Annotated in this window: 28 protein-coding genes and 1 tRNA gene; 16 read left to right on the forward strand and 13 right to left on the reverse strand. The window is 64.9% G+C overall.

Going from position 1 to position 26173, the window contains the following annotated elements:
* Together VM054_10415 and VM054_10420 are read left to right on the forward strand one after the other, a co-directional pair.
* On the forward strand, positions 1-2228 hold a 2228-nt coding region (locus tag VM054_10415; protein ID HUT99474.1), incomplete at its 5' end, for a vitamin B12-dependent ribonucleotide reductase.
* Between the two features lie 96 nt (positions 2229-2324).
* On the forward strand, positions 2325-2675 hold the full coding sequence (locus tag VM054_10420; protein HUT99475.1) for a DUF3795 domain-containing protein: 351 nt from the start codon (positions 2325-2327) through the stop codon (positions 2673-2675).
* A 441-nt stretch (positions 2676-3116) separates the two neighbouring features.
* Here VM054_10420 and VM054_10425 read toward each other — a convergent pair whose 3' ends face one another.
* The 4 genes from VM054_10425 to rdgB all read right to left on the reverse strand — a co-directional run bounded on the left by VM054_10425 (position 3117) and on the right by rdgB (position 7180).
* Positions 3117-3830 (reverse strand): hypothetical protein, encoded by a 714-nt coding sequence (locus tag VM054_10425; GenBank protein ID HUT99476.1) that lies wholly within the window; start codon positions 3828-3830, stop codon positions 3117-3119.
* 5 nt (positions 3831-3835) lie between these two features.
* Complete coding sequence (locus tag VM054_10430; protein HUT99477.1) at positions 3836-5878, reverse strand: secretin N-terminal domain-containing protein; 2043 nt, start codon at positions 5876-5878, stop codon at positions 3836-3838.
* 142 nt (positions 5879-6020) lie between these two features.
* A complete protein-coding gene (gene lptE, locus VM054_10435; protein ID HUT99478.1) occupies positions 6021-6518 on the reverse strand; it encodes an LPS assembly lipoprotein LptE in 498 nt (165 codons plus the stop codon).
* Positions 6515-7180, reverse strand: a complete 666-nt coding sequence (rdgB, locus tag VM054_10440; GenBank protein ID HUT99479.1) for an RdgB/HAM1 family non-canonical purine NTP pyrophosphatase — start codon at positions 7178-7180, stop codon at positions 6515-6517. The genes lptE and rdgB overlap by 4 nt, the downstream gene beginning before the upstream one ends.
* A gap of 177 nt (positions 7181-7357) precedes the next feature.
* On the opposite strand from rdgB, the gene VM054_10445 reads away from it, so the two are divergent.
* From VM054_10445 to VM054_10455, 3 genes are read left to right on the forward strand one after another with little or no spacing between them, the layout of a single operon-like run.
* On the forward strand, positions 7358-7759 hold the full coding sequence (locus VM054_10445; GenBank protein HUT99480.1) for a DUF2089 domain-containing protein: 402 nt from the start codon (positions 7358-7360) through the stop codon (positions 7757-7759).
* Positions 7756-8136 carry a hypothetical protein gene (locus VM054_10450; GenBank protein ID HUT99481.1) on the forward strand — a complete coding sequence of 127 codons (381 nt, stop codon included), beginning with the start codon at positions 7756-7758 and terminating at the stop codon, positions 8134-8136. The genes VM054_10445 and VM054_10450 overlap by 4 nt, the downstream gene beginning before the upstream one ends.
* Positions 8137-8156: 20 nt before the next feature.
* Positions 8157-8519, forward strand: a complete 363-nt coding sequence (locus tag VM054_10455; GenBank protein ID HUT99482.1) for a hypothetical protein — start codon at positions 8157-8159, stop codon at positions 8517-8519.
* Positions 8520-8643: 124 nt separating this feature from the next.
* On the opposite strand, the gene VM054_10460 is transcribed toward VM054_10455, so the two are convergent.
* A complete protein-coding gene (locus VM054_10460; GenBank protein HUT99483.1) occupies positions 8644-9447 on the reverse strand; it encodes a CAP domain-containing protein in 804 nt (267 codons plus the stop codon).
* Positions 9448-9570: 123 nt separating this feature from the next.
* Between VM054_10460 and VM054_10465 the strand changes: the two genes are divergently transcribed.
* Positions 9571-10032 carry a hypothetical protein gene (locus tag VM054_10465; protein ID HUT99484.1) on the forward strand — a complete coding sequence of 154 codons (462 nt, stop codon included), beginning with the start codon at positions 9571-9573 and terminating at the stop codon, positions 10030-10032.
* Positions 10033-10035: 3 nt separating this feature from the next.
* On the opposite strand, the gene holA is transcribed toward VM054_10465, so the two are convergent.
* Positions 10036-11016: a DNA polymerase III subunit delta gene (gene holA, locus VM054_10470; protein ID HUT99485.1), complete on the reverse strand. Its 981-nt coding sequence runs from the start codon at positions 11014-11016 to the stop codon at positions 10036-10038.
* Positions 11017-11132: 116 nt separating this feature from the next.
* On the opposite strand from holA, the gene VM054_10475 reads away from it, so the two are divergent.
* From VM054_10475 to VM054_10495, 5 genes are all read left to right on the forward strand, one after another.
* On the forward strand, positions 11133-12200 hold the full coding sequence (locus VM054_10475) for a hypothetical protein (GenBank protein ID HUT99486.1): 1068 nt from the start codon (positions 11133-11135) through the stop codon (positions 12198-12200).
* A 53-nt stretch (positions 12201-12253) separates the two neighbouring features.
* Positions 12254-12829: a DUF1318 domain-containing protein gene (locus tag VM054_10480; GenBank protein ID HUT99487.1), complete on the forward strand. Its 576-nt coding sequence runs from the start codon at positions 12254-12256 to the stop codon at positions 12827-12829.
* Between the two features lie 66 nt (positions 12830-12895).
* Positions 12896-14068 (forward strand): hypothetical protein, encoded by a 1173-nt coding sequence (locus VM054_10485; protein ID HUT99488.1) that lies wholly within the window; start codon positions 12896-12898, stop codon positions 14066-14068.
* Positions 14069-14084: 16 nt separating this feature from the next.
* Positions 14085-14471 (forward strand): RidA family protein, encoded by a 387-nt coding sequence (locus tag VM054_10490; protein ID HUT99489.1) that lies wholly within the window; start codon positions 14085-14087, stop codon positions 14469-14471.
* Positions 14472-14591: 120 nt separating this feature from the next.
* A complete protein-coding gene (locus VM054_10495) occupies positions 14592-15386 on the forward strand; it encodes a hypothetical protein (GenBank protein HUT99490.1) in 795 nt (264 codons plus the stop codon).
* Between the two features lie 253 nt (positions 15387-15639).
* Here VM054_10495 and VM054_10500 read toward each other — a convergent pair whose 3' ends face one another.
* From VM054_10500 to VM054_10510, 3 genes are all read right to left on the reverse strand, one after another.
* The gene (locus VM054_10500) at positions 15640-15996 is read right to left on the reverse strand and encodes a cupredoxin domain-containing protein (protein HUT99491.1); all 357 of its coding nucleotides are present in this window, start codon (positions 15994-15996) and stop codon (positions 15640-15642) included.
* 213 nt (positions 15997-16209) lie between these two features.
* Entirely contained in the window at positions 16210-16413 is a 204-nt protein-coding gene (locus VM054_10505; GenBank protein ID HUT99492.1) for a DUF1858 domain-containing protein, read from the reverse strand.
* A gap of 2 nt (positions 16414-16415) precedes the next feature.
* Complete coding sequence (locus VM054_10510) at positions 16416-16610, reverse strand: DUF1858 domain-containing protein (GenBank protein HUT99493.1); 195 nt, start codon at positions 16608-16610, stop codon at positions 16416-16418.
* Between the two features lie 172 nt (positions 16611-16782).
* Here VM054_10510 and glmM point away from each other — a divergent pair, with 172 nt between their 5' ends.
* The 3 genes from glmM (at position 16783) to VM054_10525 (ending at position 19782) form a co-directional block, all read left to right on the forward strand.
* Positions 16783-18138 carry a phosphoglucosamine mutase gene (glmM, locus tag VM054_10515; GenBank protein ID HUT99494.1) on the forward strand — a complete coding sequence of 452 codons (1356 nt, stop codon included), beginning with the start codon at positions 16783-16785 and terminating at the stop codon, positions 18136-18138.
* Positions 18128-18592 carry a tRNA (N6-threonylcarbamoyladenosine(37)-N6)-methyltransferase TrmO gene (tsaA, locus tag VM054_10520; protein ID HUT99495.1) on the forward strand — a complete coding sequence of 155 codons (465 nt, stop codon included), beginning with the start codon at positions 18128-18130 and terminating at the stop codon, positions 18590-18592. Before glmM ends, tsaA begins: the two co-directional genes overlap by 11 nt.
* A 113-nt stretch (positions 18593-18705) precedes the next feature.
* Complete coding sequence (locus VM054_10525) at positions 18706-19782, forward strand: DUF6569 family protein (protein ID HUT99496.1); 1077 nt, start codon at positions 18706-18708, stop codon at positions 19780-19782.
* A 61-nt stretch (positions 19783-19843) separates the two neighbouring features.
* Here the strand turns inward: VM054_10525 and VM054_10530 are convergent, their stop codons facing one another.
* From VM054_10530 to VM054_10545, 4 genes are all read right to left on the reverse strand, one after another.
* The gene (locus tag VM054_10530; GenBank protein HUT99497.1) at positions 19844-20914 is read right to left on the reverse strand and encodes a hypothetical protein; all 1071 of its coding nucleotides are present in this window, start codon (positions 20912-20914) and stop codon (positions 19844-19846) included.
* Complete coding sequence (locus tag VM054_10535) at positions 20911-21705, reverse strand: universal stress protein (protein ID HUT99498.1); 795 nt, start codon at positions 21703-21705, stop codon at positions 20911-20913. The genes VM054_10530 and VM054_10535 overlap by 4 nt, the downstream gene beginning before the upstream one ends.
* 116 nt (positions 21706-21821) lie before the next feature.
* Complete coding sequence (trmFO, locus tag VM054_10540; GenBank protein HUT99499.1) at positions 21822-23171, reverse strand: methylenetetrahydrofolate--tRNA-(uracil(54)-C(5))-methyltransferase (FADH(2)-oxidizing) TrmFO; 1350 nt, start codon at positions 23169-23171, stop codon at positions 21822-21824.
* Positions 23172-23224: 53 nt separating this feature from the next.
* Positions 23225-24814, reverse strand: a complete 1590-nt coding sequence (locus VM054_10545) for a SpoIIE family protein phosphatase (protein HUT99500.1) — start codon at positions 24812-24814, stop codon at positions 23225-23227.
* A gap of 176 nt (positions 24815-24990) precedes the next feature.
* On the opposite strand from VM054_10545, the gene VM054_10550 reads away from it, so the two are divergent.
* Positions 24991-26010: a hypothetical protein gene (locus VM054_10550; protein HUT99501.1), complete on the forward strand. Its 1020-nt coding sequence runs from the start codon at positions 24991-24993 to the stop codon at positions 26008-26010.
* Positions 26011-26073: 63 nt separating this feature from the next.
* Positions 26074-26149, forward strand: a tRNA-Phe gene (locus VM054_10555).
* Positions 26150-26173: the final 24 nt, after the last annotated feature.

A 26173-nucleotide genomic window follows, 5' to 3' on the forward strand; every position in this document is an offset into this window, starting at 1 on the left:
AGGGCCGACCCGTCGAAACCCCCGAGGAGCTCTTCCACCGCGTCGCGGGGGCCATCGCCTCGGCCGACGAAAACTACGCCGACCTGACCCACTCCGTGGACACGGGGGCCACGACGGCCCGCTTCTACGAGATGATGGCCAACCTCGAGTTCCTGCCCAACTCGCCGACGCTGATGAACGCGGGGCGTGAGCTGGGGCAGCTCTCCGCCTGTTTCGTCCTGCCCGTGGGCGACTCGATGGAGGAGATATTCGACTCGATCAAGCACACCGCACTGATCCATAAATCCGGCGGGGGGACGGGGTTCAGCTTCTCCCGCCTGCGCCCGAAGAACTCGCTGGTGGCCAGCACCATGGGGGTGGCCTCGGGGCCGGTGAGCTTCATGAAGGTGTTCAACGCGGCCACGGAGGCGGTCAAGCAGGGCGGCACGCGCCGCGGAGCCAACATGGGCATCCTGCGCGTGGACCATCCCGACATCCTCGAGTTCATAGACGCCAAGCAGGACCTGGCCCAGCTCACCAACTTCAACATCTCGGTGTCCGTCACCGACGCCTTCATGGACGCCCTGGAGAAGGACGGGACTTACCCCCTCGTCACCCCCAAGGACGGCGAGGTGGTCCGCCACCTGCGGGCCCGGGAGGTTTTCGACAAAATCGTGCACAACGCCTGGGCCACCGGCGAGCCGGGCATCGTCTTCATAGACCGCATCAACGCCACCAACCCGCTCCTCGAGCTGGGCGAGATAGAGTCCACCAACCCCTGCGGTGAGCAGCCGCTTCTGCCCTACGAGTCGTGCAACCTGGGCAGTCTCAACCTGGGGCGGATGATGAAGCGCTCAGGCGATTCCCACGAGATTGACTGGGACAAGCTGGCCCGCACCGTCCACGACTCCGTGCATTTTCTGGACAACGTCATAGACCTGAACAGCTATCCCCTGGAGGAGATTTCACAACAGACGCGGGCCAACCGCAAGATCGGCCTGGGAGTGATGGGCTTCACCGACATGCTGGTCCGGCTGTGGGTCCCCTACGACTCGGCGGAGGCGGTGAAAATCGCCGGGGACGTAATGTCGTTCATCCAGGCCGAGGCTTGCAAGGCGAGCGAGAAGCTGGCCGAGACGCGCGGGCTTTTCCCGAACTACCCCCACTCGTCCTTCGCCCGCGAGAAGGGCCCCAAGCTGCGCAACGCCGCGCTGACCACCATCGCCCCCACCGGCTCCATTTCCATCATCGCAGGCTGCTCGTCGGGAATCGAGCCCTACTTCGCCCTGGCCTTCTACCGCCGGGTGCTCGACGACGACAAGCTCCCGGAGATCAATCCCCTCTTCCGGGAGGTGGCCGAGAAGCGGGGTTTCGCCTCGGATGACCTGTTCAAGAAGGTGGCGGAGCACGGCTCCGTGGCCGGCCTCAAGGACGTGCCCGAGGACGTCCGGCGCATCTTCGTCACCGCCCACGAGATAGAGCCCGCAGACCACATCCGCATCCAGGCCGCCTTCCAGAATCACGTGGATGCGGCCGTGTCGAAAACCATCAATTTCCCCACGAGCGCCACCGAGGCCCAGATAAAAGAGGCGTACCGGGTGGCCTACGACCTGGGGTGCAAGGGGATCACCGTTTACCGCGACGGCTCGCGCGACGCGCAGGTCCTCAACATCGGCCGGGAGGAGAAGAAGGTCGAGGAGAAGCTGCGTGAGCCGCGCCCGCGCCCCATGGTCACCCATGGCCAGACCATCAAGATGACCACCGGTTGCGGAACCCTCTACGTGACCATCAACGAGGACGCCGAGGGCCTGTGCGAGGTTTTCGCCCAGATGGGCAAGGCCGGCGGGTGCGAGGCCAGCCAGAGCGAGGCGGTGAGCCGCCTCATCTCCACCTCCATCCGCGCCGGCGTGGACGTGAACAAAATCGTGGACCAGCTCCGCGGCATCCGCTGCCCCACCCCCATCTGGCACGGCGGCGAGCAGATTCTCTCCTGCCCCGACGCCATCGCCCGGGCCATCCAGTACTACCTCGACCCCGAGAAGCACGGCTTCGGCGGACGCGCCGCCAAGCAGATGACCTTCGAGGCGATAGAGGGCAAGGTGCCGGAAGAACAAGGCGACGGGAACAACGGCGGCAAGCAGAAGGTGATGCTCCCGGTGAAGTCCGCCTGTCCCGACTGCCACGGCCAGCTCTACTTCGCCGAAGGGTGCCTGATTTGCCCGGCCTGCGGCTACTCGAAGTGCAGTTAACCCCCGTTCGGTGAGGTTTTCTCCGTATCGAGGCCGGCGGGCGCTGACCGCGGATACGATGCGTCGAGCTGTTTTGCTCTATTCCAAGGGGTAACGATGCACGAATATGGGGCTTACTGCGGGCTGGACTGCGACGCCTGCGAGGCGCGGCTGGCCCACGTGGACAACGACTTGGCCAAATTGGAAGAGCTGGCCCGCAAGGCCCGCGAGGAGTGGGGCATGGCCGACGCCACCGCCGAGGACACCCGCTGCGTCGGCTGTTACGGCGACCCGCCCGACCCGCTCATCGGGTACTGCCTCGAGTGCGGCATCCGGGCCTGCGCCCGGGGGAGGGGTGTTTCCACCTGCGCCGAGTGCCCCGACTACGCCTGCGAGCAACTCCGGGGTTTCATCGAAAAGTCCCCCGAGGCCAAGGGGAACCTGGAGGCCCGCCGAGCTGAGATGTAAACCGCCGCCCCGTTTCCCGTCTCTGTACCGAGTTGTAACCGTGAAGTCCGAAACAAGAAAGGCGGCCCGTGCCGCCTTTTTAATATCGCTTTAATTCAAACTTCATTGACTTCTTGGATGGGGGTACCTGTACCTGAAGGGATTGTAACCACATTGAATTCCCCACAGTTAGGGCAAGTGAAAGGACTTGTGTTAAAAGTGTTAACTGGGAATATAATTTTACACGCCGGACACCAAGCAGCTGCGTTATTTCCCAACGCCCAAATAGGAAATGACCTTCTATTTAACAGATTTTCCGGTATTTGCCTGTATGATTCTTGACCTACTGCGCCGTATTTGTATCTCATTCCCATCACCTCACCTTTCCTTTAGAGTTGAAAAAATCATTTTGTCCTGATAGAGTGCTAGGTAATTTAATGTATGTTTCTGTACAGCTATATTTTAGTATCTGTTTATGAAATCTAAGAATTTCAAACCAGATGTGTCAATTATATTTGTGTGGTATTTGTTTGTATCATATTTATACTTATCATCTTGAATGTTTTGTTGTTTTGTATAACCACCATATAAGAAGAAAATGTGTGTAGAGGTGATTATTGATTGAGCAATGTCGGATGGTAAGTCTGGTAATGCTTCTTTAATTAGTAAATATTGTGGACTATTAGGTGGATTGTGTTGTAAAAACCTATCATAAATGTCTTTCTGCACTGATATTTCTAAGAGAGTTAGATGTAAACTTGTTAGGCTATTAAGGCAATGTAAATAATAGTCAGCTAAATCTAATTCTATACGTTCTTTTTTTGATATATTTAAAATAGCATTTTTATAATTATTAATTTTGCTTGTATTCTTGGCGGTTGTGGCACTTATTAAAACGTCTTCGAAAAAACAGGTGTATTCATCGGTTCGAAGAAAATTATCATCTAATATATGCTTATTCGATAATTCATTCAAACCCGCTGCTATTTCGAATAGTAATCTTTTTAATACATCAAATCTCCTTTTAGTAATTCGATAGCTAATAATATTATCTATTGATGAACCAACTATTGGAAATGCCGTTATAAGTGGCTTAATAATAGATTCATATAGTTCTTCATGTGGTTTTGATAAATCTCTAAGGTAATCGTATAATTTATTATTTGCTTCTACCACAGAGTTTACTCCGGGCGGACCAGGTGCGGGGTGACGAATATCAACAGCTCGCGCACCTCGTCGGAATCCGACGTGCTCTTGAACAACAGGCCCAGTACCGGGATGCTGGATAACAGCGGCACCCCCTGCTCAATCGATTCGGTCTTGCGCCGCAGGAGGCCGCCGATGACGCCGGTCTCGCCGTTCTGCAGCAACAGTGTGGTGCTGGCCTCGGTGGTGTCCACCTGGAACTCGAGCCCCGGCGCCGGGGTGCGGGACATCTCCGAAATCTCCGGCCGGATGTCCAGGGTTATCTCGTTGACCGAGTTCACGTGGGGGGTGACCGAGAGCTTGATGCCCACGTCGTAGAGCTCGACGTAGGTGTTGCCGTTCTCGTCGAGTAGGTTGACGGGGATGCGGCTGCCGACGAGGATGCGGGCCTCCTGGTTGTCCAGGGTGGTGATGCGGGGGGCAGAGAGGATGTTGGTGTCGGTGTCGGCGGCGTTGGCCTGGAGGGTCGCCTGGAGTGTGGCGGCGTCGAGGGCCGTGCGGCCGGTGGCGGTGAGGGTGCCGGCGTTGGACGGGGTGTCTATGACCACCGAGTTGCCCCGGAGACCGAACTCCCAGTCTATGCCCAGCTCGGTGAGGGTGGTGATGCGCACGTCGAAAATTTTCGCCTCGATCATCACCTGGGCGGTGCGGGCGTCGAGCTGCTCGACCAGTCGGCGGATGCGGTCGCGGCGCTCCAGGGTGTCGGTGACGATGAGGGAGTTGGTCCGCGGCTCGACCTGAATCTGGCCCCGGTCCGAAATCATGGACTCGAAGCTGGCCTTGAGGCTGGCCGCCGTGGCGTAGCGCAGGGTGATTATCTCGGTGCCCACGGGCGAGGCGGCCTCGGCCTCGGCCATCTTCACCAGCTCCTCGGGGGTGTTGACCCGGATGATGGAGCCCTCGACGCGGTAGGAGAGGCCGTGGGCGGCCAGAATCACGCGCAGCGCCTCGTCCCAGGGCACGTCGCGCAGGGCGACGGTGACCTTGCCGGTGACGTTGGGCCCGGCCACGATGTTCATCCCCGTCTCGAAGGCCAGCATCCGCAGGACGTTGCCGATGTCGGCGTCCTTCAGGTCCATGGATATGCGCTTGCCCGAGGGGATGGTGCCTCCCCCGCTCGAGCCGCCGTAGCCCGTCTCGGCGGTGTAGGTCTCGGTGGTGTGGTAGGAGGTGGAGCCGACGCCCGACTCGGCGACCTCGGCGGTGACGTAGGTCTCCACGCGCTCCAGGTCCACGCTGGAGGTGTAGCCGTAGCTCAGGCCGGCGAAGGGATCGGTCTCCTCGGTGATGACGTCCAGGTAGAGGGCGTTGCCCCGGCGGGTGATGAGGTAGGGGTAGTCGCCGGTGGTCTGGGTGACGACGCGGACGATGCGCTGGGGGGTGGTGGAGTACTGTGTGGCGCTGACCTTGACCAATCCGCCCCGGTCCAGGTAGAGGGTCGGCTGGTCGAGGTCCACCCGGGCGCCGATCAGGTCCAGCACGAAGGTCCGCGGCGATACGGTCTTAGAGAAATCGAACTTCAGCGGCGCGTCGGCGGTAATCTCTATCCGGGTCTTGCCGATGAGCTCGCGCACCTCGATGTCGCCGACCGCGGCTATCTCCGCCGTAATCCGCTCCTCGGGCCGTCCCCCGGGCGGGGCGGGGAAGCGGACCTCGATGGTGTTGCCCTCCTTCGTCAGGTAGTAGGGTTCGAACCGGGTCAGATCAATGACCACGCGGACTATCTTGGAGGGTATCTCCGAGTACTGGCTGGAGCGGATGCGCTGTATGTTATGGCCGGTCTCGACCTTGACCAGGGGGTCGCACTGGTGGACCGAGTTCTTGATGTCCACGATGACCCGGGGCGGGTCCTCCAGGGAGAAGACGTCGTAAACCAGGGAGGCGTCGCCGGTGATGGTGACTATCTCGTCGCCGCCGGCGTCGGTGGAGAACTCGACGGAGGATACGCGGGGCGCCTGGGCGAGGGCGATCGTCGCCGACAGGAAAACGATGAGCAATAACGGGGGTCTGACTCTCACGGCCACTTCCCGTTCGGGGCGGGTATTCTTCCCCTGAAGTATAGCAGAAATCGAGGGTGATGCAAGGGTGTGCAACCCCTTCTGACTGACCGCCCCCCGCCGGACGGCGCTTCGATCATACGGACGGGGCGCGTTTTACCGGTCACCAGCCCTCGACGATGCGGTCCACGACACGCTGGGCCAGGAGGTTGACCGACTCGGTGTAGGCCTCCGCCTCGGTCCCGCTCCCCGCGCCGGTCTCGACGTCGTAGTACGTCACGCGCTCGGAGAGGGAGGTGTCCCGCCAGAGGTCGCGTTTGGCGTCCAGGTCCCGGAAGACCACCTCGAGCTCCACGGTGAGCTCGCGTTTTTTCACCGCCTCCTCCACGTCGTAGGCCACGGCGCGGGTGACGTAGCTGGTGATGGTGACCAGGAGGAGGGAGTCGGCGCGCGCCTCGGGGGCCACGGTCAGGGGCGAGTTGACCAGGAGTTCCTCGATGATGGCGGCGGTGAGCTCCTGCTCGATGCCGTACTCGAATGTGGCGTTGGCGACGGTGGGCACCGCCACCGACTCGATTCCCGGCGGCAGGTTGGGGCTGAAGGTGTAGCGGCAGCCCGCGGTAAGGACCAGCGCCACGAGTGGAGCGACGATTCTCCTCACGGCCGTTCCTCTTTCAGGAAGTCCACGAGCCGCTTCAGCGCTCGGCCGCGGTGGCTGACGGCGTGCTTGGCCTCCGGGGAATGTTGGGCGAAGGTAAGCTCCGACCCCTCGGGGATGAAGAGGGGGTCGTAACCGAATCCCCCGTCGCCTACCGGCCGGTCCCCGATCCGCCCCTCCACCTTCCCCACGGCGGCCAGGAGAACCTCCCCCGCCGGAGTGACCAGGGCGACGGCGCAGGTGTAGCGGGCGATGCGGTCGGAGAATCCCTCGAGCTCGGCGAGGAGCCGCACGTTGTTGAGCGAATCCGCGGGGACGTCCGTCGCCGTCAGCGGACGGCCTCCGGGGTATTCTGGATAAATGCCGCGAAGCATTTCGGCGTCGAGGGCGTGGTACCGGGCGGAGAAGATACCCGGCGCGCCGCCCAGGGTGTCCACGGACAGCCCCGAGTCCTCGCCCAGCCCCAGGTCGCCGAACCTCTCGGCTACGGCGGTGGCCTTGAGGACGGCGTTTTCGGTGAAGCTCCGGCCGGTCTCGGCAATCTCGAGGGTGCCCGCGGGGTCGAGCTCCAGGAGGGAGACCGGGTGGTACCCCTCGGTTCCGAGGATGTCCCGGAGCTCGCGGAGCTTGTCGGGGTTTCGGCTGGCGATCAGGATGCGGCTCATGGTTTAAAATAATTCATGCGTTTATTAATTAAATTAATTTTGCACTTGACATTATAAATGTTTCTCGCTACACTTTCTCTCGGACCGGGTGAACGCGCAAAGAAGAAGTCGCCAACCTGGACATTTTACCAGACGCACGGGATCCGTACTGAGCCAAAATCGTCCGAGGAGCCGAAAATGCCCTATCCCATACCCGGCCACTGCCCCGTCTGCGGCAAGGAGTTCAACGTCACCGAGCTCCTCTGCAAGAGCTGCCGCGCCACTCTGCGCGGTGACTTCACCCTCTGCGATTTCTGCCGCCTGAGCTCTGAACAGCGCGCCTTCCTGAAGCACTTCGTCGCCGTCGGCGGGAGCATCAAGGACATGGAGGGCATCCTGGGCATCAGCTACCCCACGGTGAAAAAGCGGCTGGCCGAGCTGGCCGACATCCTGGGCGTGGGGCACCGATTCCCCCGACCGGACCCCAAACGGGCGGCCGCCGAGAGGCTCAGGTTGCTGGAGATGCTGGCGGCCGGCGAGATGACGGCCGACGAGGTTTCCAAACGGTTCGAGGAGATGAACGAAGAGGAGGAACGATGACCGCCGAGGAGAGAAAGAAAATACTGGAGATGGTGGCCGACGGGACCGTCACCACCGACGAGGCCGAACGGCTGTTCACCGCCGCCGGACCCGACGACGACACACCGAGGATCGTCCGGGCCGACAACAAGTTCCTGATCATCAAGGTTCATCAGGGCGACAAGACCAACGTAAACGTGCGCGTACCGCTCGCCCTGGCCCGGCTGGCCAAGATGTTCATCCCCAAGGACATCGAGGTCAACGGCAAGCCGCTCAACGTTGACATGGACCAGATCATCAACCTCGTGGAGTCCGAGGTCGAGGGCAACATCGTCGAGGTGCACCAGGAGGACGACGACTCCGGCGAGATTACCGACGTGGAAATTTATCTCGAATAACGGCACTACGGGAGGCAGAGATGAAGTCCGAGGAGAGGCGCGAGGTGCTGGATCGGGTGGTAGGTGGCGAGCTCTCCGCCGAGGAGGCGGACCGGCTCCTCGTCGGGGACGTCCCCGCCGTGGCCGGGCGGAACAGGTTCCTCATGATCAAGGTCCGCCAGGGGGACAAAACCAACGTGGACGTCCGCCTGCCCATCGGTCTGGCGAAAATTGCGAAGTTGTTCGTGCCCAAGCGGATAGACGTGAACGGCGAATCGGTGGACTTCGATTTCGACGAAATCATCCGGGTCGTCGAGAGCGAGGTGACGGGGAACATCGTCGAGGTGCACCAGGTGGACGACGAGACCGGCGAGGTCACCGACGTGAGCATCTATCTCGAATAGAGCCTTGTGTCCATGTGTCCGCGACGACGAAATTAGGCAAGGGGCTTAAGCCCCTTGTCTTGTTGGGTTCCGACCCGCCTTTTTCCGCCCCCGCCTCGGGAGCCGCTCGATGGACGGCGCCCGGCTAATGGGCGCCGTTGATGAGTAGCGCACGCTCCACCGGCTGGTTCGTGTCCACGTTGAACTGGTTGAAGATGTCCTTCGAGCCGAACTCCTCGGGGCCGATTCCCAGCTTGAGCGTGTAGGTTCCCGTCTCCTGCCTGAGCTTGATCACCGTGGCGAAGAAGCCGTCGGGGTCGGGGGTTATCGGGGCGAATTCCTGGGCGGAACCGCGGACGAAACAGCCGGGCCAGCCGTCGGCCAGGAGCCAGCCGGTCAGCTTCACGTTGTAGAAGGCGCCGTCGGAGACGATGGATATCGGGTTCAGCTCGATGCGCTTCGAGGTGAACACCTCCGTGACGTGGATTCCCTCCAGGTCCCCCCGGGAGCTGTGCACGATTCCGATGCCCACCCGGTTGAAATCTGGGTCGAGGATGTTCGCCCGGTGGGGCGGCGAATCCATCAGGCCCTCGAAGGTGGACCGGGTGAGGGTCGCCCAGTCGTAGGGCCCGCTGCGGTAATCGGCCCCGATGTTCTCCCCGACCCAGACCTCCGTCAGCCCCGCGTTGGCCACGCGTTGGGGAACCGTCTCGCTCCCCGAAACCGGCGACTCGTGGCTGAAGTAGCCCAGGGTAACCATCTCCCAGGAGTGCTGTCGGGCGACCTGGGTGAAGGCGGGGTCCATGGCGAGGGGGGCCACGCCATCCTCGGCGCGGGCGGCGTTGACGAGCTCCAGCATGAGCTCCTCCGCCTCCGCCTCGCCGGTGAAGGCGGCGGCACCGACCGCCGGGAGCAGGCAGAATATGATTGCGAAGAGCCCTTTGGGCACGGTTCAGCCGCCTTTCCGCCACCAATTATAGCGGCAAGAGCCCGCAGTTATCCAGGTTTTGCCGCTTGGCCGGCGGGTTCCCCCTGTGTTACCGTAGCCCCGTTCGAACCACCGGGAGGGTTTATGAGAAGGGTTCCTCTAGTTTTGATTACCCTCGTTTTCCTGGCCTCCTGCGGCGGCAAGCCGCCCCGGGAGGAGTACGTTCAGGACCCGCGGTCCACCGCTGCCGAGACCCCCGACGTCACCGAGCCCCTGGGGTTCCCCGCCGGCGATCCGACCGCGGCGGTGGAAGCCTTTCTCCTGGCCGCCAAGCTCGGTCAGGACGAGAAGCTCGGGGAGATGCTCTACCCGCCCGGGGTGGGTGAGGAGGGCGCCGGGCTGGGTGAGAAGCTTAAAAACCTCGATGGCGCGGGAATCACCAATTGGGGCGAGGTCACCGTGGGCGCGGAGCGCCCGGGCGAGGGGGAGGTGCTGGAGAGCCGGGAGGTTACGGCGCGGGTACACCGGGGTGAGTCGTCGCGGGTCTGGCGCTTCACCGTGGTGCGCACGAACGCGGGCTGGTACATCCGGGATTTTGAGGACTGAGCCTCACGCCCCGGTGAGCTCCTCCAGGAATGCGGGCCAGCCGCCCCGCCCCTTCGCGGCCAGGGCGTGGACGAGCTCGAGGAAGGCGGTCTCGATGGCCGGCAGTCCGCGTTTCACCGCCGCATCGAAGCCCAGCAGCGCCGACTGCGCCTCCCACAGCTCGCGGGGCGTGTGCCGTCCGGCCGCCCGCCGGTAACCGTCGAGGAAGTAGGGAGTCACCCCCGCCAGACGCGCCAGCTCGCCTTTTTCGAGGTCGCGCCGCGAGTGGAAACGGATGAGCTGTAAAATCCGGTAGTGACGCGCCAGGAGGCCGACGAGGCGGGGCATCTCGGCCGGGTCGGCCAGGGATCGGGCGGCCATGAGGCAGGCCTCGGCCTCCCGACCCGCGGTGACCAGGTCGCACAGACGGAAGGGATCGAAACCCGGCGCCGTGCCGACCGCCTGGGCCACCTGCTCCGCGGTGAGCGTGCCCCCCTTCTCCACGAGGAGGGACAGGCTCTCGCAGGCGTTCTCCAGGGTGTCCAGGTTCCCGGCGACGGCCAGGATAAGCTCCAGCGCCGGGGGGGCGGCCTTGACACCGCGCTCGTCGAGGAAGTGGAGGGCGGCCTTGCGCAGGTCGGCCTCTTTCAACGGCTCGCACTCGACGGTGGAGTCCTGCAATTCCTTCGACAGGCGGGTGCGCCGGTCCAGCCGTTCCAGCACCACCGCCAGGTGGTTGGGCGGTCTGACATTAGGGAGAAGTTTGAGTACCGTCTCCACCAGCTCCGCCGGGAGGGTGTCCCCCTCGATGACGGCGAGGCGTGCGGCGCCGAAAAGGGGCAGCGTCTGAACGGCGTCGGCGAGCTCGCCGGGCGCCACGTCGGTGCCGTACCGCTCCAGGTCGGCTCCCGCCCCCAGGGTGTCGCGCAGCGCTGCCAGGGCCCTCCTCCGCAGCCCCGCCTCCGGACCGGCGATGAGGGCCACGGCGGGCGGCTCTTTTCCCAAAACACTGCGCCAACGTGTAAGGTTCACGCCCCAAGGATACCCGGCTCCGCCCTTTGTATCAAGGGCCGAATTGGCGTCTATTGTCTTAGGCCGCCCCAGGCCGTATAATCACCACCGTGAGATTATTCGCGACCCTCCTGGTGCTTCTGGCGCTCCTCGCCGTCTCCTCCGGTGCGACGGAGGCCTACTACCGCACCCTTTCAAATTTAAACTGCCGTCCCCTGGCGATGGGCGGCGCCTTTCTGGCCGTACCCTGCGAGTTCGAGGCGGCGCTCTACAACCCGGCCGGCTTCGTCCACGGGGAGGGGTTCGGCGGGGTGCTGAACCTGGGCCTCACCATGTACTGGCTCTGCCGCGGATTCGGGGAGGAGGCCCGAATGCAGGACGTGGAGCTCGGCGGCTCTCCGGGCTCCGATTTCGCCACCCTCGCCCTCTCCACCCTGGTGGGCGCCAAAGCGCTCAGCTACTCCGTCGGTGGATTCTACGCCTTCTGCAACCTCTGGGAGGAGAGCCTCGCCGATCCGGCGACCTTCGATGACCCCCATTTCTTCCACGTCAAGGGGCTCTGGGCCGATCGCACCAACACCCTCGGGGCGGGATACCGCTTCCCCGAGGGGGTCACGCTGGCCGTGAGCGGGAGCTACTACTCCCGCGAGTACCCGGTGGTGCGTGAGGGTGGGGCTCTCGATGAAGTCGTTGACTGGGAGCGCAGGAGCGGCTACGGCTTTACCGTGGGCGCCACCTGGGAGTTCATCCCCCGCGCCTACGTGGCCGCCACCTATGTGGACCTCCCCGATAATCTCCCCGGCTGTCGGGCCAACCTGGAGGGCCTGGGCGACGAGACCATCAACGTCGGCGCCGCGTGGTTCCCCTTTCCCGACGTCGTCTTCTCCCTGGACGTACGCAACCTGGTCAACAGCCGGGCCGAGGCCTTCCGCGAGGTAAGGGTCGGGCTGGATCAGCGTCTGCTGCCCCACCTGACCTTCCGGGCCGGTTACGCCTACACGGGTGAGGAGGAGCACCTGTGGAGCCTCGGGTTGGGGGTGGGTGACGGCAGCCTGGGCGCCGCGGGCGGCATCCAGACGAACCTGGCCCAGAGCAACTACATCCTCAACTACACGTTTCTGAAGAACCAGACCGCCGACCAGATTTACCACCTCCTGAGCTTCGTCGTGACGTTCTAGCCCGCGGGCTCCCTTGACACAACGGTTTAACGGGAATACCATCCACGGTGGAAATGGGTGCCGCCGCAAAAGCCCTGATTCCGCTTCCCGCGCTCCTCCTGCTCGGCTCCCTGGGCTGCGTTCAGGCCCAGTTCAACGTCGAGCTGGTGGACGCCAAGACGATGTTGGAAAACCAGGTTCTGGGCAGCTACGCCGAGCTGGGGGAAGACGTGTGGATGGTTTCCAACGTCCGTGCGACCGGGGAGCTCATCTACGGCTACGAGCCCCTGATATTCGAGGGTGAGCTGGACCCGGAGAAGGCCGCCGCCCTGACCGCGCTCCTGGACACGCTCTACACCGCCGATGAGGTCACCCGCCTGAAGGCGACCGGGCTCATCGGGGAGACCGCCGGGGGCTACCTGGCGGTGACCCCCGCCGGCGAGGGGGGCGTCTACGCCGAGGAGATCGTCGGACGCGAGAACAACAACCGGGGCCTCGTATACGACCGGCTGGCGGTCACCACGCCGGAGCTGGCCCGTTTCCCCGACCCCCGGGCCGAGGTGGAGAAAGTCTTCGCCCGCTACTACCGGGAGAAACTCGCCCCGGGGATGTACTACCTCGACGAAGCGGGCAACTGGTTGCAGCTCTGAACGTCGCGGCGGGGATGGGGAACGGCGCGTCCAGCCGCTTCTTTTTTTATCCGAGGTGGATCGCCCTTGAGTAAGCGGGATAAAGTCAAACGGCCGGCTTTCCGCACGCAGCGGGAAGGGGTGGCCTTCCGCCGCCACGATTTCGCCAGGCTGCGCTCCAACGCGCAGAAGGCGCTGAAGGCCCTGCAGAAACGGGACCCCGACGGCGAGAAGAGGCTGCTCGACGACCGGGACGGCTTCGGCGCAGCCGTGGCCGCACTCGTCAAGGTCCCCGAGTGGTCCAACGTCCGCCTCGACCCGCGGGTCATCGCCGACTACATCGCCTCGAAGAAGCCGCCCGAGGGGGGCAAAGAGGAGGCGATGGCCGAATACATCGGGACCTGCCTGGACGAAATCGTGGACGACCAGGCGCGGATGGGACTCACCGTCATCGCCCTGAGCGCGCAGGTGAACCTGGTCGGCCGGAACGAGGACCGCCTGGCCTGGATGAACCTCGTCATGCTCAACCTTTTCACCAATCCCGAGGCCAAGCCCCGGGGCATCCCGATACTGCACCACCTGTTCTGGCTCAACTACGGCGATTACGTGTTTCAGCGCAACGTAATGGGCTTCGTGGGGCAGGTGCTCGATCCGGACCTTCTCCAGGGCGATGTGTTCCGCGAGGTGCTGGCCCAGGATTGGGAGGCGGAGGCGATTGACCTCGGGGGTCTGGCGGAGAGCCTCGGGGTCAAGCCCGAGGATGTTCCGGTCAAGGTCTGCGAGACGACCCGGCTGACGACCCTCGCCGCCGAGCGGTTCGAGGGGTTCGTTCCCGACGATGACCTGGTGGAGCGGACCCTGGACGTCATCTCAGACCAGGCGGTGGAGCTGATGCGGGCCGCTCTGGACAACCGGGCCAAGCGGGAGGAGCTCGAGGCGGCCGCCGCCGGCCTGGTCCGCCAGGTGGCGACGGAGGCCGCCCGCGCCTTCCAGGCCAAGGGGTATCTGGAGAATCTGGAGCGGACCCTGGCCGAGCTGGAGGCCTCCGACGCGGGATCCCTCCCCCGGGAGCTGGCGCGCCGGGCGAAGATCGTCCTCGGCAGCCTGCCCACCCGGTTCAACCCCCTCTTCGACGCCCTCTTGATCCTCGGTGTGCGCCGGAGGGCCGCGCGGGACTACCACGAGAGCGCCGAGAAGCGGGCGGAGCCCACGGAGGTTCCCGGTGGGAAGGGGAAACCCGAGCCGCCCCCCGACGTATAAAGACCAGGAGGTTTCGATGCAGCGCCACACCGTATCCACCGACGAGGCTCCGCAAGCGGTAGGCCCTTACAGCCAGGCGGTCGTGTCTGGAGGCTTCGTCTTCACGGCGGGCCAGATTCCGCTCAATCTCTCCACGGGCGAGCTCGAGCAGAACGACATCGAGACGGCCACCCGGCGCGTCTTGGCGAACCTGGACGCGGTTCTGCGAGCCGCCGGAAGCTCCCTGGATCGGGCGGTCAAGCTCACCGTTTTCATGACCGACCTGGGGCTTTTCTCCAGGATGAACGAGGTTTACGCCGGGTTTTTTAAAGGGGACCCGCCCGCGCGCTCGGCGGTCCAGGTCGGAGCCCTCCCCAGGGGGGCCGTCATCGAAATCGAGGCCGTGGCCGTCCTCGAGGGCTGATCCGTCCCGGCGGCGATGAGAAAACGTATCCGCGGCAGGTCCGATAAACCGCGGGCTTGACAGCCCCTCGTTCTTAACCGTAAAATCCAGCGGACTGACCAGAAAAAGGGAGATCAGTTCATGAATCGCTCCCTCATTTACGCCGTCCCGTTCGTTTTTCTCCTGGCCCTCGCCTGCACGGACCTCCCCCTCAACGTCCACGGTGACACGCCCACCGACGGCCAGTTGAAGATCATGGCCCTGACCGACGTCGTGGAAATCCTGGCCCGCAGGCCGGAGATGATGCCCGGCCTCATCCAGGGGATCAGCGACGTTTCCAAGGGGGACAAGACCGCCCTGCACGATAGGTTGGAAGAGGAGCTCATCAGCATCTTAACCCGACGGGGCTACTTCGTCGGGGCCGTGGCCGCGCCCGAGGAGGAGAGCGAGACGGAAGAGGCGCTGCGGGAAGCGCATGAAGAGAAGGAGATGGTGGTGTCCGGAGCGGGTGCTGACGGTAACACCGCCGGGGCCCAGGATCCCGTGGAATCCACCCCCTCGTCCTCTCCGTCCTCCCCGTCCCGGACCGAAGACTCTACCCATACCGTGGCCAAACCGGGCACCCTGGAGTACCGTCTGGTCGAGTGCCGGGTCATCTACACCCGGGCTGGATCGGGCGTGAAACGTCAGGCCGTGGCGGTGGTTCATTTCCGTATCCCCAGCTCCTCGGGCGAGGGGTACGCCTGGGCCGGCGACATCACCGGCTCCGCCGAGGACGTCGTGTCCACCACGGCCGCCGAGGAGTTGATAGACACCCGCTACGCCGACATCGGCCCCACGTCGCCCGAGGAGGAGGAGACGCCGATTCTGGAGCCGATTATCGTGACCGCCGTAACCGTGGGTCTGATCGTCCTCTTCAGTTTCACCAGCCAGTAGGGTCGGCTGGAGGCGGGTCTGCGCCCCGGAATACCGCGATACGTCGAGCTGAGAAAAAGACTCCCGCGCATATTAGTGTTTCTGTTGACGGTGGCGGAATACAGCTCAATAACGATTAAAAAAACGCCCCCTCGGGCGTTTTTCTCGCCGGCTCGCGGGCGTCCCCCGCCCGGGCCGCCACGAAGCTGAAATAAAAAACGCCCCCCCTGGCGTTTTTCTTCGTCGTTTTGCGGGCTTTTTCCCTTCGGCGATCCTAGCGGTAAAGGCTGAGGATTACACCCCAACTGGTCATCGCCACACCGCTGGGCTCCACGATGACGGTCCCGGTGGCGTAGGGGTACTGTGGGTCGTTGTAATCGAAGGAGCCCGAGGTGTTGAAGGTGCGGGTGTACGTTTCGCCGGGATCCAAAAATCCCGAGTCCCACAGCCCGTCCACGGATTTGGTACGGTGCGTGTGCGCGCCGTCGTTGGTCCAACGGACGCGGTCTCCGGGTGAGACGGTGACTATCGCGGGACTGAACAAGTTGTCGCCGATGCTGACCTCGTGGACCTCCGCCAGGGCCGCCAGCGCCAGGGTGAGGATGCCGAATACGAGCAATCCTCTTCTCATCGCGCAGCCTCCGATTTCGGGGGGATTTGGCAGATCCTCCACTGTAAGAATAGCCTGAAATAAGGAAATGTCAAGAGCCGGCGTGTATTTTTTATATTTCGGACGACCGGGCTGTTCCGGGTGAACCGTTGTCGTTCCGGTTTTTTATGTACGTCTAGCCACCCACGCCAAAGCCCCCGCCGCGGTGCGGCAGGGGCTCGTCGTCGTAAAATCCTACGGCTCGACGGCGTTAAGCTCACGTAAAAGGTCGTCCGGATCGAGCCCGTGGAGGATGGCGTAGAGCTCCAGGGTTTCGTCCCCGGCTGCGGGACAACCGGCGCAGTCTGAGCCGGTTATCCGCTTTACCGCCTCGGCCAGCCGCGGGGAGCGGCCGATGAGCTCGGCCATCGTCGTGTCCCGGGTGATTTTATCCGCCATGCTCAGTTGCCGCCCGTGTCCGCGGCGGTTTCGTTCAGGTCCTTCAACAGGTTCGCGACGTCGTCCAAGCCGTGGCCCAGGGCGCCCTGCTCGATGGTCTCGTAGTTGGCGATGTGGCAGCCGATGCAGTGCAGGCCGTGGGCCATGAAGACGGGGATGGTCTTCGGGTACTTCCGGACGACGTCCTCGATGATCATGTCCTTGGTGATTTTCTCGGCCAATGGTCCTCCATTTTGCGTCCCGTCGGGGGCGGTTTTTTTTAGTTTCGCAGTGCTCGAACGTCATTCTAGCCGAAAATGCGCTCGTTGACAACCAGGAAGACGGTGCCTATACTCTTTTTAATACCCTTTGAGACTCACTGGAGGCCGATTGTTCTTCCGGTTTTCCGTTTCCGGGGCGCGGGGAATAGTGGGCGACGGCCTGGACCCCAAGCTGGCTCTCGAGCTCTCCGCAGCTTTCTCGGGGATTTTACCGACGGGTCCGGTGATCCTCGGCCGCGACAGCCGGACTTCGGGGCCGGCGCTCCGACGGGCCGTCATCGCCGCCTTGACGGGCTGCGGGCGGGATGTGGTGGATCTGGGCATCTGCCCCACCCCCACCGTGCAACTCGCCGTGGAGTGGCTACGGGCGGCCGGAGGGATGATCATCACCGCCAGCCACAACCCCGCCGCCTGGAACGGCCTGAAATTCGTCGGCGCGAGGGGGACCTTCATCCCGCCCGAGGAGCTCTCCCGGCTGAAGAAAATCCACTCCAACGGCGAGTACGGCTGGGTGTCCCACGACCGAATCGGATCCGTCTCCGAGAGAAAAGACCTCGTCGCCCGCCACGTGGACGAGGTGGTCGGGCTCGTGGACCCGAGGCAGATAAAAAACGCCGGCCTGAACGTGGTGGCCGACTGCTGCCGCGGGGCCGGCGGCGCGGTCATACCGAGCCTCCTGGAGAAGCTGGGGGTGAAGTTCCGCTGTCTCGGCGCCGAGACCGACGGGCGCTTCCCCCGCGACCCCGAGCCGGTGCCCGAGAACCTCGCCGAGCTGTCCCAGGCCGTGGTCGAATCGCGGGCCGACCTGGGGCTGGCCTACGACGCCGACGTGGATCGCCTGGCTCTGGTCGGGACCGATTGGAAGCCCATCGGAGAGGAGCGGACGCTGCAGTTGGCCTGCTGGGCCCTTTTGGACCGGGGCGAGCGGGGTGACCTGGCGACCAACGTCTCGACCAGCCGGGGCCTGGACGACGTGGCCGCCCGCTTCGGGGTGAAGGTCCACCGAACCCCCGTGGGCGAGGTGAACGTGGTCGAGACCATCGTCGAAAAAAACTGCCTCGCGGGGGGCGAGGGGAACGGCGGCGTCATCTACCCCCGCCTGCACCTTGGACGCGACGCCCTGGTCGCCACGGCGCTCATCGTCGAGTTCCTGGCCCGGTCGGGCAAGGGGATTCTGGGTCTCGTCGAGGAACTCCCCGTGTACGTGATGCTGAAGCGGAAGGCCCCTATGCCCGAGGAGAGAGTCCTGCGCCGGGTTTACGACCGCCTCCGGGACGTCCATCCCGACGCGGCTTTCTCGGAGCTGGACGGTCTCCGGCTGGACTGGGGGGACCGCTGGCTCCACCTGCGGCCCTCGGGGACCGAGCCCATCGTGCGCATCTTCGCCGAGGCGCCCGACGAGGACACGGCCCGCGGTCTGGTGGACGGGGCCCGGGCGGTTCTGGAGGCCGGCGATGGAGGATAGCCCTTCCGTCGTCGTACGGCCCTGCGGCGTGGCCCACACCCCGTACACCCCCGAAGCGCAGGGGCCGATTCAGGGCGTCTTCCGCGAGGACGTCGAGTCGCGCCTGGAGATTTTCCCGCCCTACGACGCCTGTCTGGACGGCCTGGAGGGCTATTCCCACCTCATCGTCCTGTTCCACTTCCACCTCGTCTCCGAGCGGGAGCGCACCCTCGTGACCAAGCCCTACCTCTACGACCACGAGGTGGGCGCCTTCGCCTGCTGCTCGCCGAGGCGGCCGTCGGGGCTGGGGCTGGACATCGTCCGGCTGCTCCGCCGCGAGGGGAACGTGCTGGTCGTCGCCGGTGGGGACATGACCGACGGCAGCCCCATCCTGGACATCCGCCCCTACATCCCGGAATTTCACTCCTTCCCCGACGCCGAGCTGGGGTGGATTCGGGGCCGCATCCCCGAATAGCGGCGCGCCGGTGGGAATCGTTAAAAAGGGACCACCGGTCCCTTTTTCCTACAGGAACCTGGAGCGGAACGGGGACGTAGAATACTAATCGTCCCTTCTCCCGAGGAGTCGTCATGCGGATACGGCATTTTCTCATCGTTCTCGTCGTCTTCGTCGCCCTGGGCTTCCTGGGGTCGCTCTCGGCCCAGGAAAACGAGTCCCCGTCGCAGAACGCCGGCGAGCCGCAACTGGAACAGGTGTCCAACCTCTGCGCGGAGCCCGAGGCGACCCTGGAACCACTCGACACCGACACCCTCGCGGCCCTGGCCGGCGGGCTCAGGCTCGGCTCCCCGGAGCGGGTGGGAGGGGCTTGGGTCTTCCCACTGTACCTGGATAAACCCGGGACGCGGGAGTACCTCACCCTGGCCGAGGCCGGGGAGGAGGGCCTCCTGGGAGTCAACGAGCTGGAGTCGGCGGAGGTGAACGCGGTGGAGCTCGTCTGGGAGACGAAGAGGCCGCTCTTCATCATGGCCGGCCAGATGATCCGCGGGGCGAAGCAGGACCGGGTCTTCGCCCGGGACGTGCTCGTGATCGGTCAGGGGCGCGGTCCCCTGCCCGTTTACTGCGTGGAGTCCGGCCGCTGGACCAGCGGACCGACGGCGTTCACCGCGGCCAAGATGGTGGTCGGCAACGAGGTTCGCGGCGCGGTGAACCTCCAGGCCGACCAGGGGACGGTCTGGTCCAAGGTCTCCGAGGTGCAGGAGAGCGTGGGCCGGTACTCCGAAACGTCGGCCTACCGGGTTGTGCTCGAGGACTCGGTGGTGAGCGGCATCGCCGGGGATTTGGGGGATATTTTCAACGGGTTCGCCGAGGACGGCGCCTGCGGCGTGCTGCTCTTCGGCGGGGGGTACGTGCTGGGGCTGGACGTGTTCGATAACGCGGCGCTCTTCGGCGATCTGTCCGGGGAGCTGGGCGTGGCCTACGCGACCCAGGTGGCGGTCCTGGATGAGGAGCCCGGCCATCCCGAACCGGGGAAGCTGGTGAAGGAGTTTTTGGGGGATTTGGGCGGTCTGGCGACCTTCACCTACCCCGGCGAGACCGTGGGCGAGGGCGAGTTCGTCGTCGTCAACGACGGCCACCTCTCCGGGGGTTTCCTGAATACGGACGGCGGGATCGTCCACCTGATGCTGACGCAGTCGGCGCCCGAATGATCCCGGTTTTCTTTTTGATCTGCGGGGAGCCGGTCGGCTCTCCTTTTTCACGCGTGTCTGTCTACCGCGTGTACTTCAACAGGAAGCGCCACAGCCAGCGCAGGCCGAAGTACAGCCCGGCGGCCACGGCGATCAAGAGGGGGAAGAATGCGGTTAAAAGGTGGGTGGAGAGGTACTCCCACAGGGTCTCGTACCACGTGCTTACCGAGCCCTCTCGCAGGCTCTCCACCACCCGGTCGAAGAGTGCCTCGAAGGAGCGGTGGTTCGCCTCGGCGGTTTCACCGTGGATGGCGTAGGTCCCGCGGTTGCCGTATAAAACGACGCAGCGCCAGCGAAAGGGGACGCCGTCCACCCGGTAGATGCCGTTCAGTCTCTGGGCCGCCAGACCGGCGGCCTCGCCGGGTGTCGAGTCGAGCAGCCGGAATCCGGGGCGGTGGCTCTCGGCGTCCAGGAGCAGGCTTTCCAGGAACAGGGCGCGGTTCTCGTTGTCGGCGGCCGCTCCCGAAACGATGACCCCGATCTCGGCCACCGGCGCCCTCTCGTCGGTGAGCTCGGCCAGATAATCGTAGGCCCCGGCGGGGATTATCCGCCACTCCTGCGGCAGGGCGAGTCGGAAACCCGGTCCGACGCGGATGACGAGCTCCCCGCCGAAGTCGCGGCTCTCCTGGGCGACCGCCAGGGGCAGGCGGCAATCCAGGTCCCGGAGGGCCACCGTCCCCAGGGCCGCCAGCCGGTCCCGCTCCCGCCACGGCCCCTCCAGCTTCCAGAGCCAGAGTCGGCGCGCGGCGTAGATGCCGGCGAAGAGCCCGAACCGGTTCCCCCGCCGGTACTCCACGGTGCGGGCGTAGGTCCCGTCAAGCTCCCGGGAGATGAAGGGGCCCAACAATTCCGCGCCCCCAAGCCCTCCCAACGACACGAGCCCCCCGTCGGTGGGGGGGGCTTCCAGTTTCGGCAGCAGGGTCAGGCTGAATCCGGCGGCGCCGTCGGCCCGTTCGGCGAGGAGTGAGCGATCCCGGTAGGACACCTCCCAGCCCTTCGGCACCTCGGCGACCATCGTCCCGGCGGGACCGATGACGGGGCGGAGGGGCCAGGAGGCGATGACGCCTAAAATCCAGAAGATTAGGTGGCTCACGCGGTTACGATGATAGGTCCGGTCGCGTCGCGGATGGCGCGCTGGGTCCTAGGCTCCAGGATGAGGTGATCCGCGCTCCCGGTGGCCCCGATGACGACCAGCTCGCCGGGGTCCAGATCGGCGATGCGCTCCTCGAGGGGCAGGGTCAGCTCCTCGTATTCGGCCGGTCGGTCGTAGCTCGCCAGGAGCTTCTCGGCGTCGGCGCGGGTCCCGCCCTCGTGGATGACCAGAATCCGGTGCCCGCCGGAGAGGTCGGCGGCGAACCGCAGGGTCTCCTCGGCGGAGGGCTTGTCGTCGGCGAAAACCACGACGCGGGACGGCTTCTCGAAATCGGCCGGGGCCAGCATGACCGCGGTGTTCACCCGCTTGAGCACCCCCTCGGCGACGTTGCCGAGCATGTCGTTCTCGTACTCGGCGTGGTCGCCCTGGCGCCCGATGACGACGAGATCGGCCCTCTGCGCCCTCTCGACCAGGGTGGTGGCGACGGGGCCGCTGGTGATGATTTCCTCGTAGGAAACCCCCGCCTTGCGGGCCAGCTCGGAGATGAAGCCCAGGGCCGTCTCGCCCAGGCCGCGCAGGACAGGTTCGGCCGCGGCGCGGAAGTCGGTCGCCGGGGCGAAGCCCAGCATCGCCGCCAGACGGGCGAAAAAGGGCCCATCCAGCAGGCGGATGTCCAGGACGTAGCAGCCGATCAGCTTGGTGCCAGCGGCCTGCGCCGCCCAGACGCCGTAACGGGCGGCTCCCTCGGCGTAGCGCGAGCCGTCGGTGCCGACCAGGACGTTGCGGATCATCTGTCTCTCCCCGGGTGCGGTTCCGGCCAAGTGTACCAAAAAAGGAAGCCGTGTCCCCGGCAAAACGAAGTTATTCCGGACGAGGGGTTAGCCCCTTGCCTTACACATGAACGGAGCTACGCCCCCGGCGACTCGATCCGCCACCGGAAGGCGCGCATCGCGGCCAGGGCCCGGAGCGCCAGCGCCGTCCGCCGGTCCCTTTTTCCCCGCACCCGGGTCGAAAGCGGCGGCAGGAGTCCGTAGTGGGCGTTTACCGGGCACGGGGGATCGTCCTCGTCGTTACGGTCCGCGCCGGACAGGGTTCTCACCAGACCGCCCAGCACCGTCTCCCTTGGCGGAACGATCGGCTCCGACCCCGACAACCGGCGGGCGAGGTTCTTTCCCGCCAGAAGGCCCGTGGCGACTGCCTCGACGTACCCCTCCGCCCCCGAGAGCTGCCCCGCGACGAAGACGCCGGGCCGTCCCCGAAGCTCCAGGCTCGCCTCCAGCAGCGCCGGGGCGTCCAGGTAGCCGTTGCGGTGCATCCGGCCGTAGCGGACGAACTCGGCCCGCTCCAGGCCGGGCAGGGAGCGCAGGAGTGTTCGCTGGGCCGACGGGGTCAGGCGGGTCTGGCAGCCGACGAGGCTGTACCGCGTCCTTTCCCGATTCTCGGCCCGGAGCTGGATGACGGCGTGGTAAGACTGCCCGGTGTCCGGCCGGCGGAGACCAACGGGTCGCAACGGACCGAAGCGCAGGGCGTCCCGGCCCCGCTCGGCGAGGACCTCCAACGGCAGGCAACCCTCGAAGACCGCGAACGCGTCCCCGACCAACTCCCGGTCCACCGCGTGAACCGGCGCCCGGGGCAGCGTGAGCAGATTTTGCCAAAAATTCTCGTACACCTCGGCACAGAGGCCCACGTTCATGTAGTCGTCCCCGAGGCCGTGGCGCCCGGCGGGGAAGACCTTCTCCGGGTCGAGGCTCTCCGCCGTCACCACGGGCGAGGTAGCGTCGTGGAAAAAAAGCCGCCCGCGACCCAGCTCCTCATCCAGCCTTCCCATGAGCGTCGGTCCGGTGAGCGGGCCGGTGGCCAGGACGGCCGGAGCCTCCGGGGGCTCGGTCACCTCCTCCCGGACGACCTCGACGAGCGGATTGGCCGTCAGTCTACGCTCCACCTCCGCCGAGAAGAGCTCCCGGTCCACGGCCAGCGCCGAACCGGCCGGCACCCGGTAAATCTTCGCCGCTTCGATTAAAAGGGACCCCAGGAGCTCCAGCTCGGCCTTCAGGCAGCCGTGGGCGTTGTGGAGCTCGACGCTCTTGAGCGAATTGGAGCAGACGAGCTCGGCCAGCCCGCCGCCGGTGTGTGCGCCGGTCCCCTTGCCGGGGCGCATCTCGAACAGCCGCACCGGATGCCCGGCCCGGGCGAGCTGCCACGCCGCCTCGCAGCCCGCCAGCCCCCCTCCGACCACGGTCACGTGTCCGGGAGTCATCCCGAGTCCAAAGGCCCCCGCGGGGGCCTCTCGCCTGAGTCCGTGCGAACCATTTACCCCCCCTCGGATATGTATCGGTCCACCGTCAGGCTGACCTCTTCGGCCAGGTCCACGTCCAGGGGTTCCTCGACTTCCGGCTCGAGCGCCTTCAGCGCGACCAGGGTCATGTCGTCGAACTGCCTCTTCTCCCCGGCGAATGCGCGCGCCGTTTCCGCCAGCCTTTTCACCAACTCCGGCGGCGCGAGCTCGGCGGAGGCGGCGAAAGCATCCTGAAGCCTTCTGTCACCGAAGATTTCCATTTCTTCGTTCATGGCTTCGGAGACGCCGTCGGTGTAGAGGAGAACGGTGTCCCCCGGTTCCAGGCGAAGCGTCGTGGATTCCAGGGTCCGGCAGAACTCGTCGGGCTCGATAAGACCCAGGGGGCGTCCCCGGGTCTTGACGACCTCCACCAGCTTCTCGCTCGCGCGGAATACGAGCATCGAGTTGTGCCCGGCGTTGACCACGTCCAGGCTTCCGTTGCGGGAGTCGTAAACGTAGTAGAGGCAGGTGACGAAGTTGCCGGAGCGCATGTCGGGGCTGAGAAGGGTGTTGGTTTCGCAGAGGGTGGGCAGGGCGTCGAAATGCCGCGGGGCGGTGCTCTTGAGTATCGTGCGCAGTATGAGCATGACCATGAGCCCCTGGAGACTTTTCCCCGACACGTCGGCCACGACCACGCCCAGCCTCCGTTCATCTATGGGGATGAAATCGTAGTAATCGCCGCCCACCTCGAAGGCCGGTTCGCAGAGGCCGGCAACGGCCATGCCCGGGTAGTCTGGCGGTTCGTCGGGCAGGTAGGAGAGCTGGAGCTGGCGGGCGATTTCCAGGTCCCGCAGGAGACGCCCCCTGTCGCCGGAGGCGTCGCGCGGGTTCTCCAGTCTCTCGGCCAGGTCGTTGACGGCCGCGGCCAACCGACCGAGCTCGTTCCTGGCGGAAGCCTTCAGGCGGTAGGTGATGTTGCCCGCCCCGAGCTTTCTCACCCCACGCTGGAGCTCCTTCAGGGGTCCCAGGATCCGCAGGATGAAGAGAACGCCCAGGCCCGTGGTGATGAGGAACGCCGCCGCGCCGATGAGGACGCCGTTGACCGTGGCCCGCTCCAGGGCCAGGCGCACCGGCTCCGCCGACATCACCAGGCGCAGCTTCCCGAGGGTGGTGAAATCACCCGGCGGGCGCGCGGGGTGGTACACCGGCAGGGTGAGGCAGAAGGACCCGCCGTCGGAGACGAGCTCCTCCCTCGCCCGGAGAGATCCCAGCTCCGCCGGCTCCCCCCCGACGTTCAGGGGGACTATCTCCTCGTCGGCCGAGTAGATGCCGCCCCGGTCGTCGAAGTAGTAGGCGCCGGTGAGGTGCGGGTTGTCCTCCAAAACCTCGGCCAGCGTCCGCACGATCCCCTCCCCCGCGTCGGGATCCCGGGCGATCGGGGAGAGCGTTCGGGCGACGGTCCGACCCTGGCGCACCAGCGAGGTCTGGAGTCCCTGGTAGAGGTTCGCCCGCTCGGAGGCGACCAGAAACCAGGTAAGCCCCGTCGCGGTGACGAGGACCAGCAGCCCGACGAGGATGGCGAACTGCCAGTGCAGGTTGAGGCGTCTCTTTTCCTTATCCGTCAAATCGGCTTCCCGGGTCGTCGTTCGCCGTGAGGTGGCCCGTGCTCCGAGCGAAGTGCTCTCCAATCTGTAGCTTACACCCATACGCGGCATCGGGGCAAGCGGATGCCTCCGGCGTCGTTGTGGTATGATGATCGGGTGTGGGACAGCCCATTTCCCTGGAGTTCAAAGGAGACACCATGGTCCGGAAAGCCGTCACGGCCCTGCTGCTTCTCGCGGTCGGGGCGCTCCTCGCCGAGGCCACCTACCCCATGCCCGAGGGTTCTTTGAGTTACTGGGAGTTCTTCGGCGACACCCCCTTCACCCCCGGTCGGGGTTTCGTGGGGAAGCTGGAGCTGGGCGATCTGGTCTCCGACATGTACAATCGCGTCGGCGGCGGGATGGAGGAAATGGACTACCCCTTCTGGTACTTCTTCGAGGACGGACCCTACGCTTTCACCGTCATCGGCCAGTACGACATGGATTCCATGACCTTCCCCATCGTCGGGCTGGCCCTGGGCGGTATGGCGGATTTACCGCCACCCGCCATCATCACCCCCGAGGGGATAGGGGTCGGGGCGACGTGGCCCGAAGTGGTCGCCCTTTACGGTCGTCCCCCCCTGGGTGTGCGCGCGGCCGGGGCGTCGTACCCAGAGTTGGGGCTGGTCGTGTACCTCGACAACTACTTCAACGTCTCCACGCTCTTCGTCCAGGTGCCCGGTCCTCCCGAGGAGCCTTCCGGGATGCGCTACGAGAACGACGGTGTGGAGCTGCCCCAGGTCGTGACGCCGGCCAAGGGCATCCTGGCCGTGCCCCTGCCCGCGGGGTGGTCGCTGAGCGACTCGGCCGACGTGACCGCCTTCTACGCCGATCCTTCGGACGGTTGGAACGTCCAGGTGTCCACCTGCGTGGACTGCAGCGACGACGTCACCCAGTGGGCGGACATGCAGGAGGGGTTGCTGTACGGTTCGAATCTCCTCCCCGTCGGCGAGTGGTACCTTCATCCCGAAGCGCTCGCGGCCTACGGCGCGGACGAGAGTTATTGCGCCGAGTATTCGAGCGATTTCATGGGGCACGGCTGGAGTCTCTTCCTGCGCCGGAACACCGAGACGGTGAACGTCACCGTCAACTGCCTGGATCCCGTGATGTACGGGGATGATCCCGAGGGGGCGGACCGTCTGGCCAGCGCGATTCTGGCCGGGCTGGAATTCGTGGAATAGGCCGAACCCTTGACATGTCCGACCCGTTCTTGCTACGCTCGCCCTGCTGTAAAAAGGCCGCGGGGCGGGGTAGCTCAGTTGGTAGAGCAGCGGACTGAAAATCCGCGTGTCCGCGGTTCGACTCCGCGCCCCGCCACCATCGGTCCGGTGGGCCGGTGTCGGT

The organism is bacterium, from assembly GCA_035528375.1.
GTDB lineage: Bacteria > RBG-13-66-14 > RBG-13-66-14 > RBG-13-66-14 > RBG-13-66-14 > RBG-13-66-14.

Excerpts from the sequence above, each read along its gene's own strand:
- VM054_10420 (HUT99475.1), top strand. The coding sequence starts at position 2,325 with ATGCACGAATATGGGGCTTACTGCGGGCTGGACTGCGACGCCTGCGAG.
- rdgB (HUT99479.1), bottom strand. The coding sequence starts at position 7,180 with ATGAGCCGCATCCTGATCGCCAGCCGAAACCCCGACAAGCTCCGCGAG.
- VM054_10445 (HUT99480.1), top strand. The coding sequence starts at position 7,358 with ATGCCCTATCCCATACCCGGCCACTGCCCCGTCTGCGGCAAGGAGTTC.
- VM054_10450 (HUT99481.1), top strand. The coding sequence starts at position 7,756 with ATGACCGCCGAGGAGAGAAAGAAAATACTGGAGATGGTGGCCGACGGG.
- VM054_10455 (HUT99482.1), top strand. The coding sequence starts at position 8,157 with ATGAAGTCCGAGGAGAGGCGCGAGGTGCTGGATCGGGTGGTAGGTGGC.
- VM054_10465 (HUT99484.1), top strand. The coding sequence starts at position 9,571 with ATGAGAAGGGTTCCTCTAGTTTTGATTACCCTCGTTTTCCTGGCCTCC.
- VM054_10480 (HUT99487.1), top strand. The coding sequence starts at position 12,254 with ATGGGTGCCGCCGCAAAAGCCCTGATTCCGCTTCCCGCGCTCCTCCTG.
- VM054_10490 (HUT99489.1), top strand. The coding sequence starts at position 14,085 with ATGCAGCGCCACACCGTATCCACCGACGAGGCTCCGCAAGCGGTAGGC.
- VM054_10495 (HUT99490.1), top strand. The coding sequence starts at position 14,592 with ATGAATCGCTCCCTCATTTACGCCGTCCCGTTCGTTTTTCTCCTGGCC.
- VM054_10500 (HUT99491.1), bottom strand. The coding sequence starts at position 15,996 with ATGAGAAGAGGATTGCTCGTATTCGGCATCCTCACCCTGGCGCTGGCG.
- VM054_10505 (HUT99492.1), bottom strand. The coding sequence starts at position 16,413 with ATGGCGGATAAAATCACCCGGGACACGACGATGGCCGAGCTCATCGGC.
- VM054_10510 (HUT99493.1), bottom strand. The coding sequence starts at position 16,610 with ATGATCATCGAGGACGTCGTCCGGAAGTACCCGAAGACCATCCCCGTC.
- tsaA (HUT99495.1), top strand. The coding sequence starts at position 18,128 with ATGGAGGATAGCCCTTCCGTCGTCGTACGGCCCTGCGGCGTGGCCCAC.
- VM054_10525 (HUT99496.1), top strand. The coding sequence starts at position 18,706 with ATGCGGATACGGCATTTTCTCATCGTTCTCGTCGTCTTCGTCGCCCTG.
- VM054_10535 (HUT99498.1), bottom strand. The coding sequence starts at position 21,705 with ATGATCCGCAACGTCCTGGTCGGCACCGACGGCTCGCGCTACGCCGAG.
- trmFO (HUT99499.1), bottom strand. The coding sequence starts at position 23,171 with ATGACTCCCGGACACGTGACCGTGGTCGGAGGGGGGCTGGCGGGCTGC.
- VM054_10550 (HUT99501.1), top strand. The coding sequence starts at position 24,991 with ATGGTCCGGAAAGCCGTCACGGCCCTGCTGCTTCTCGCGGTCGGGGCG.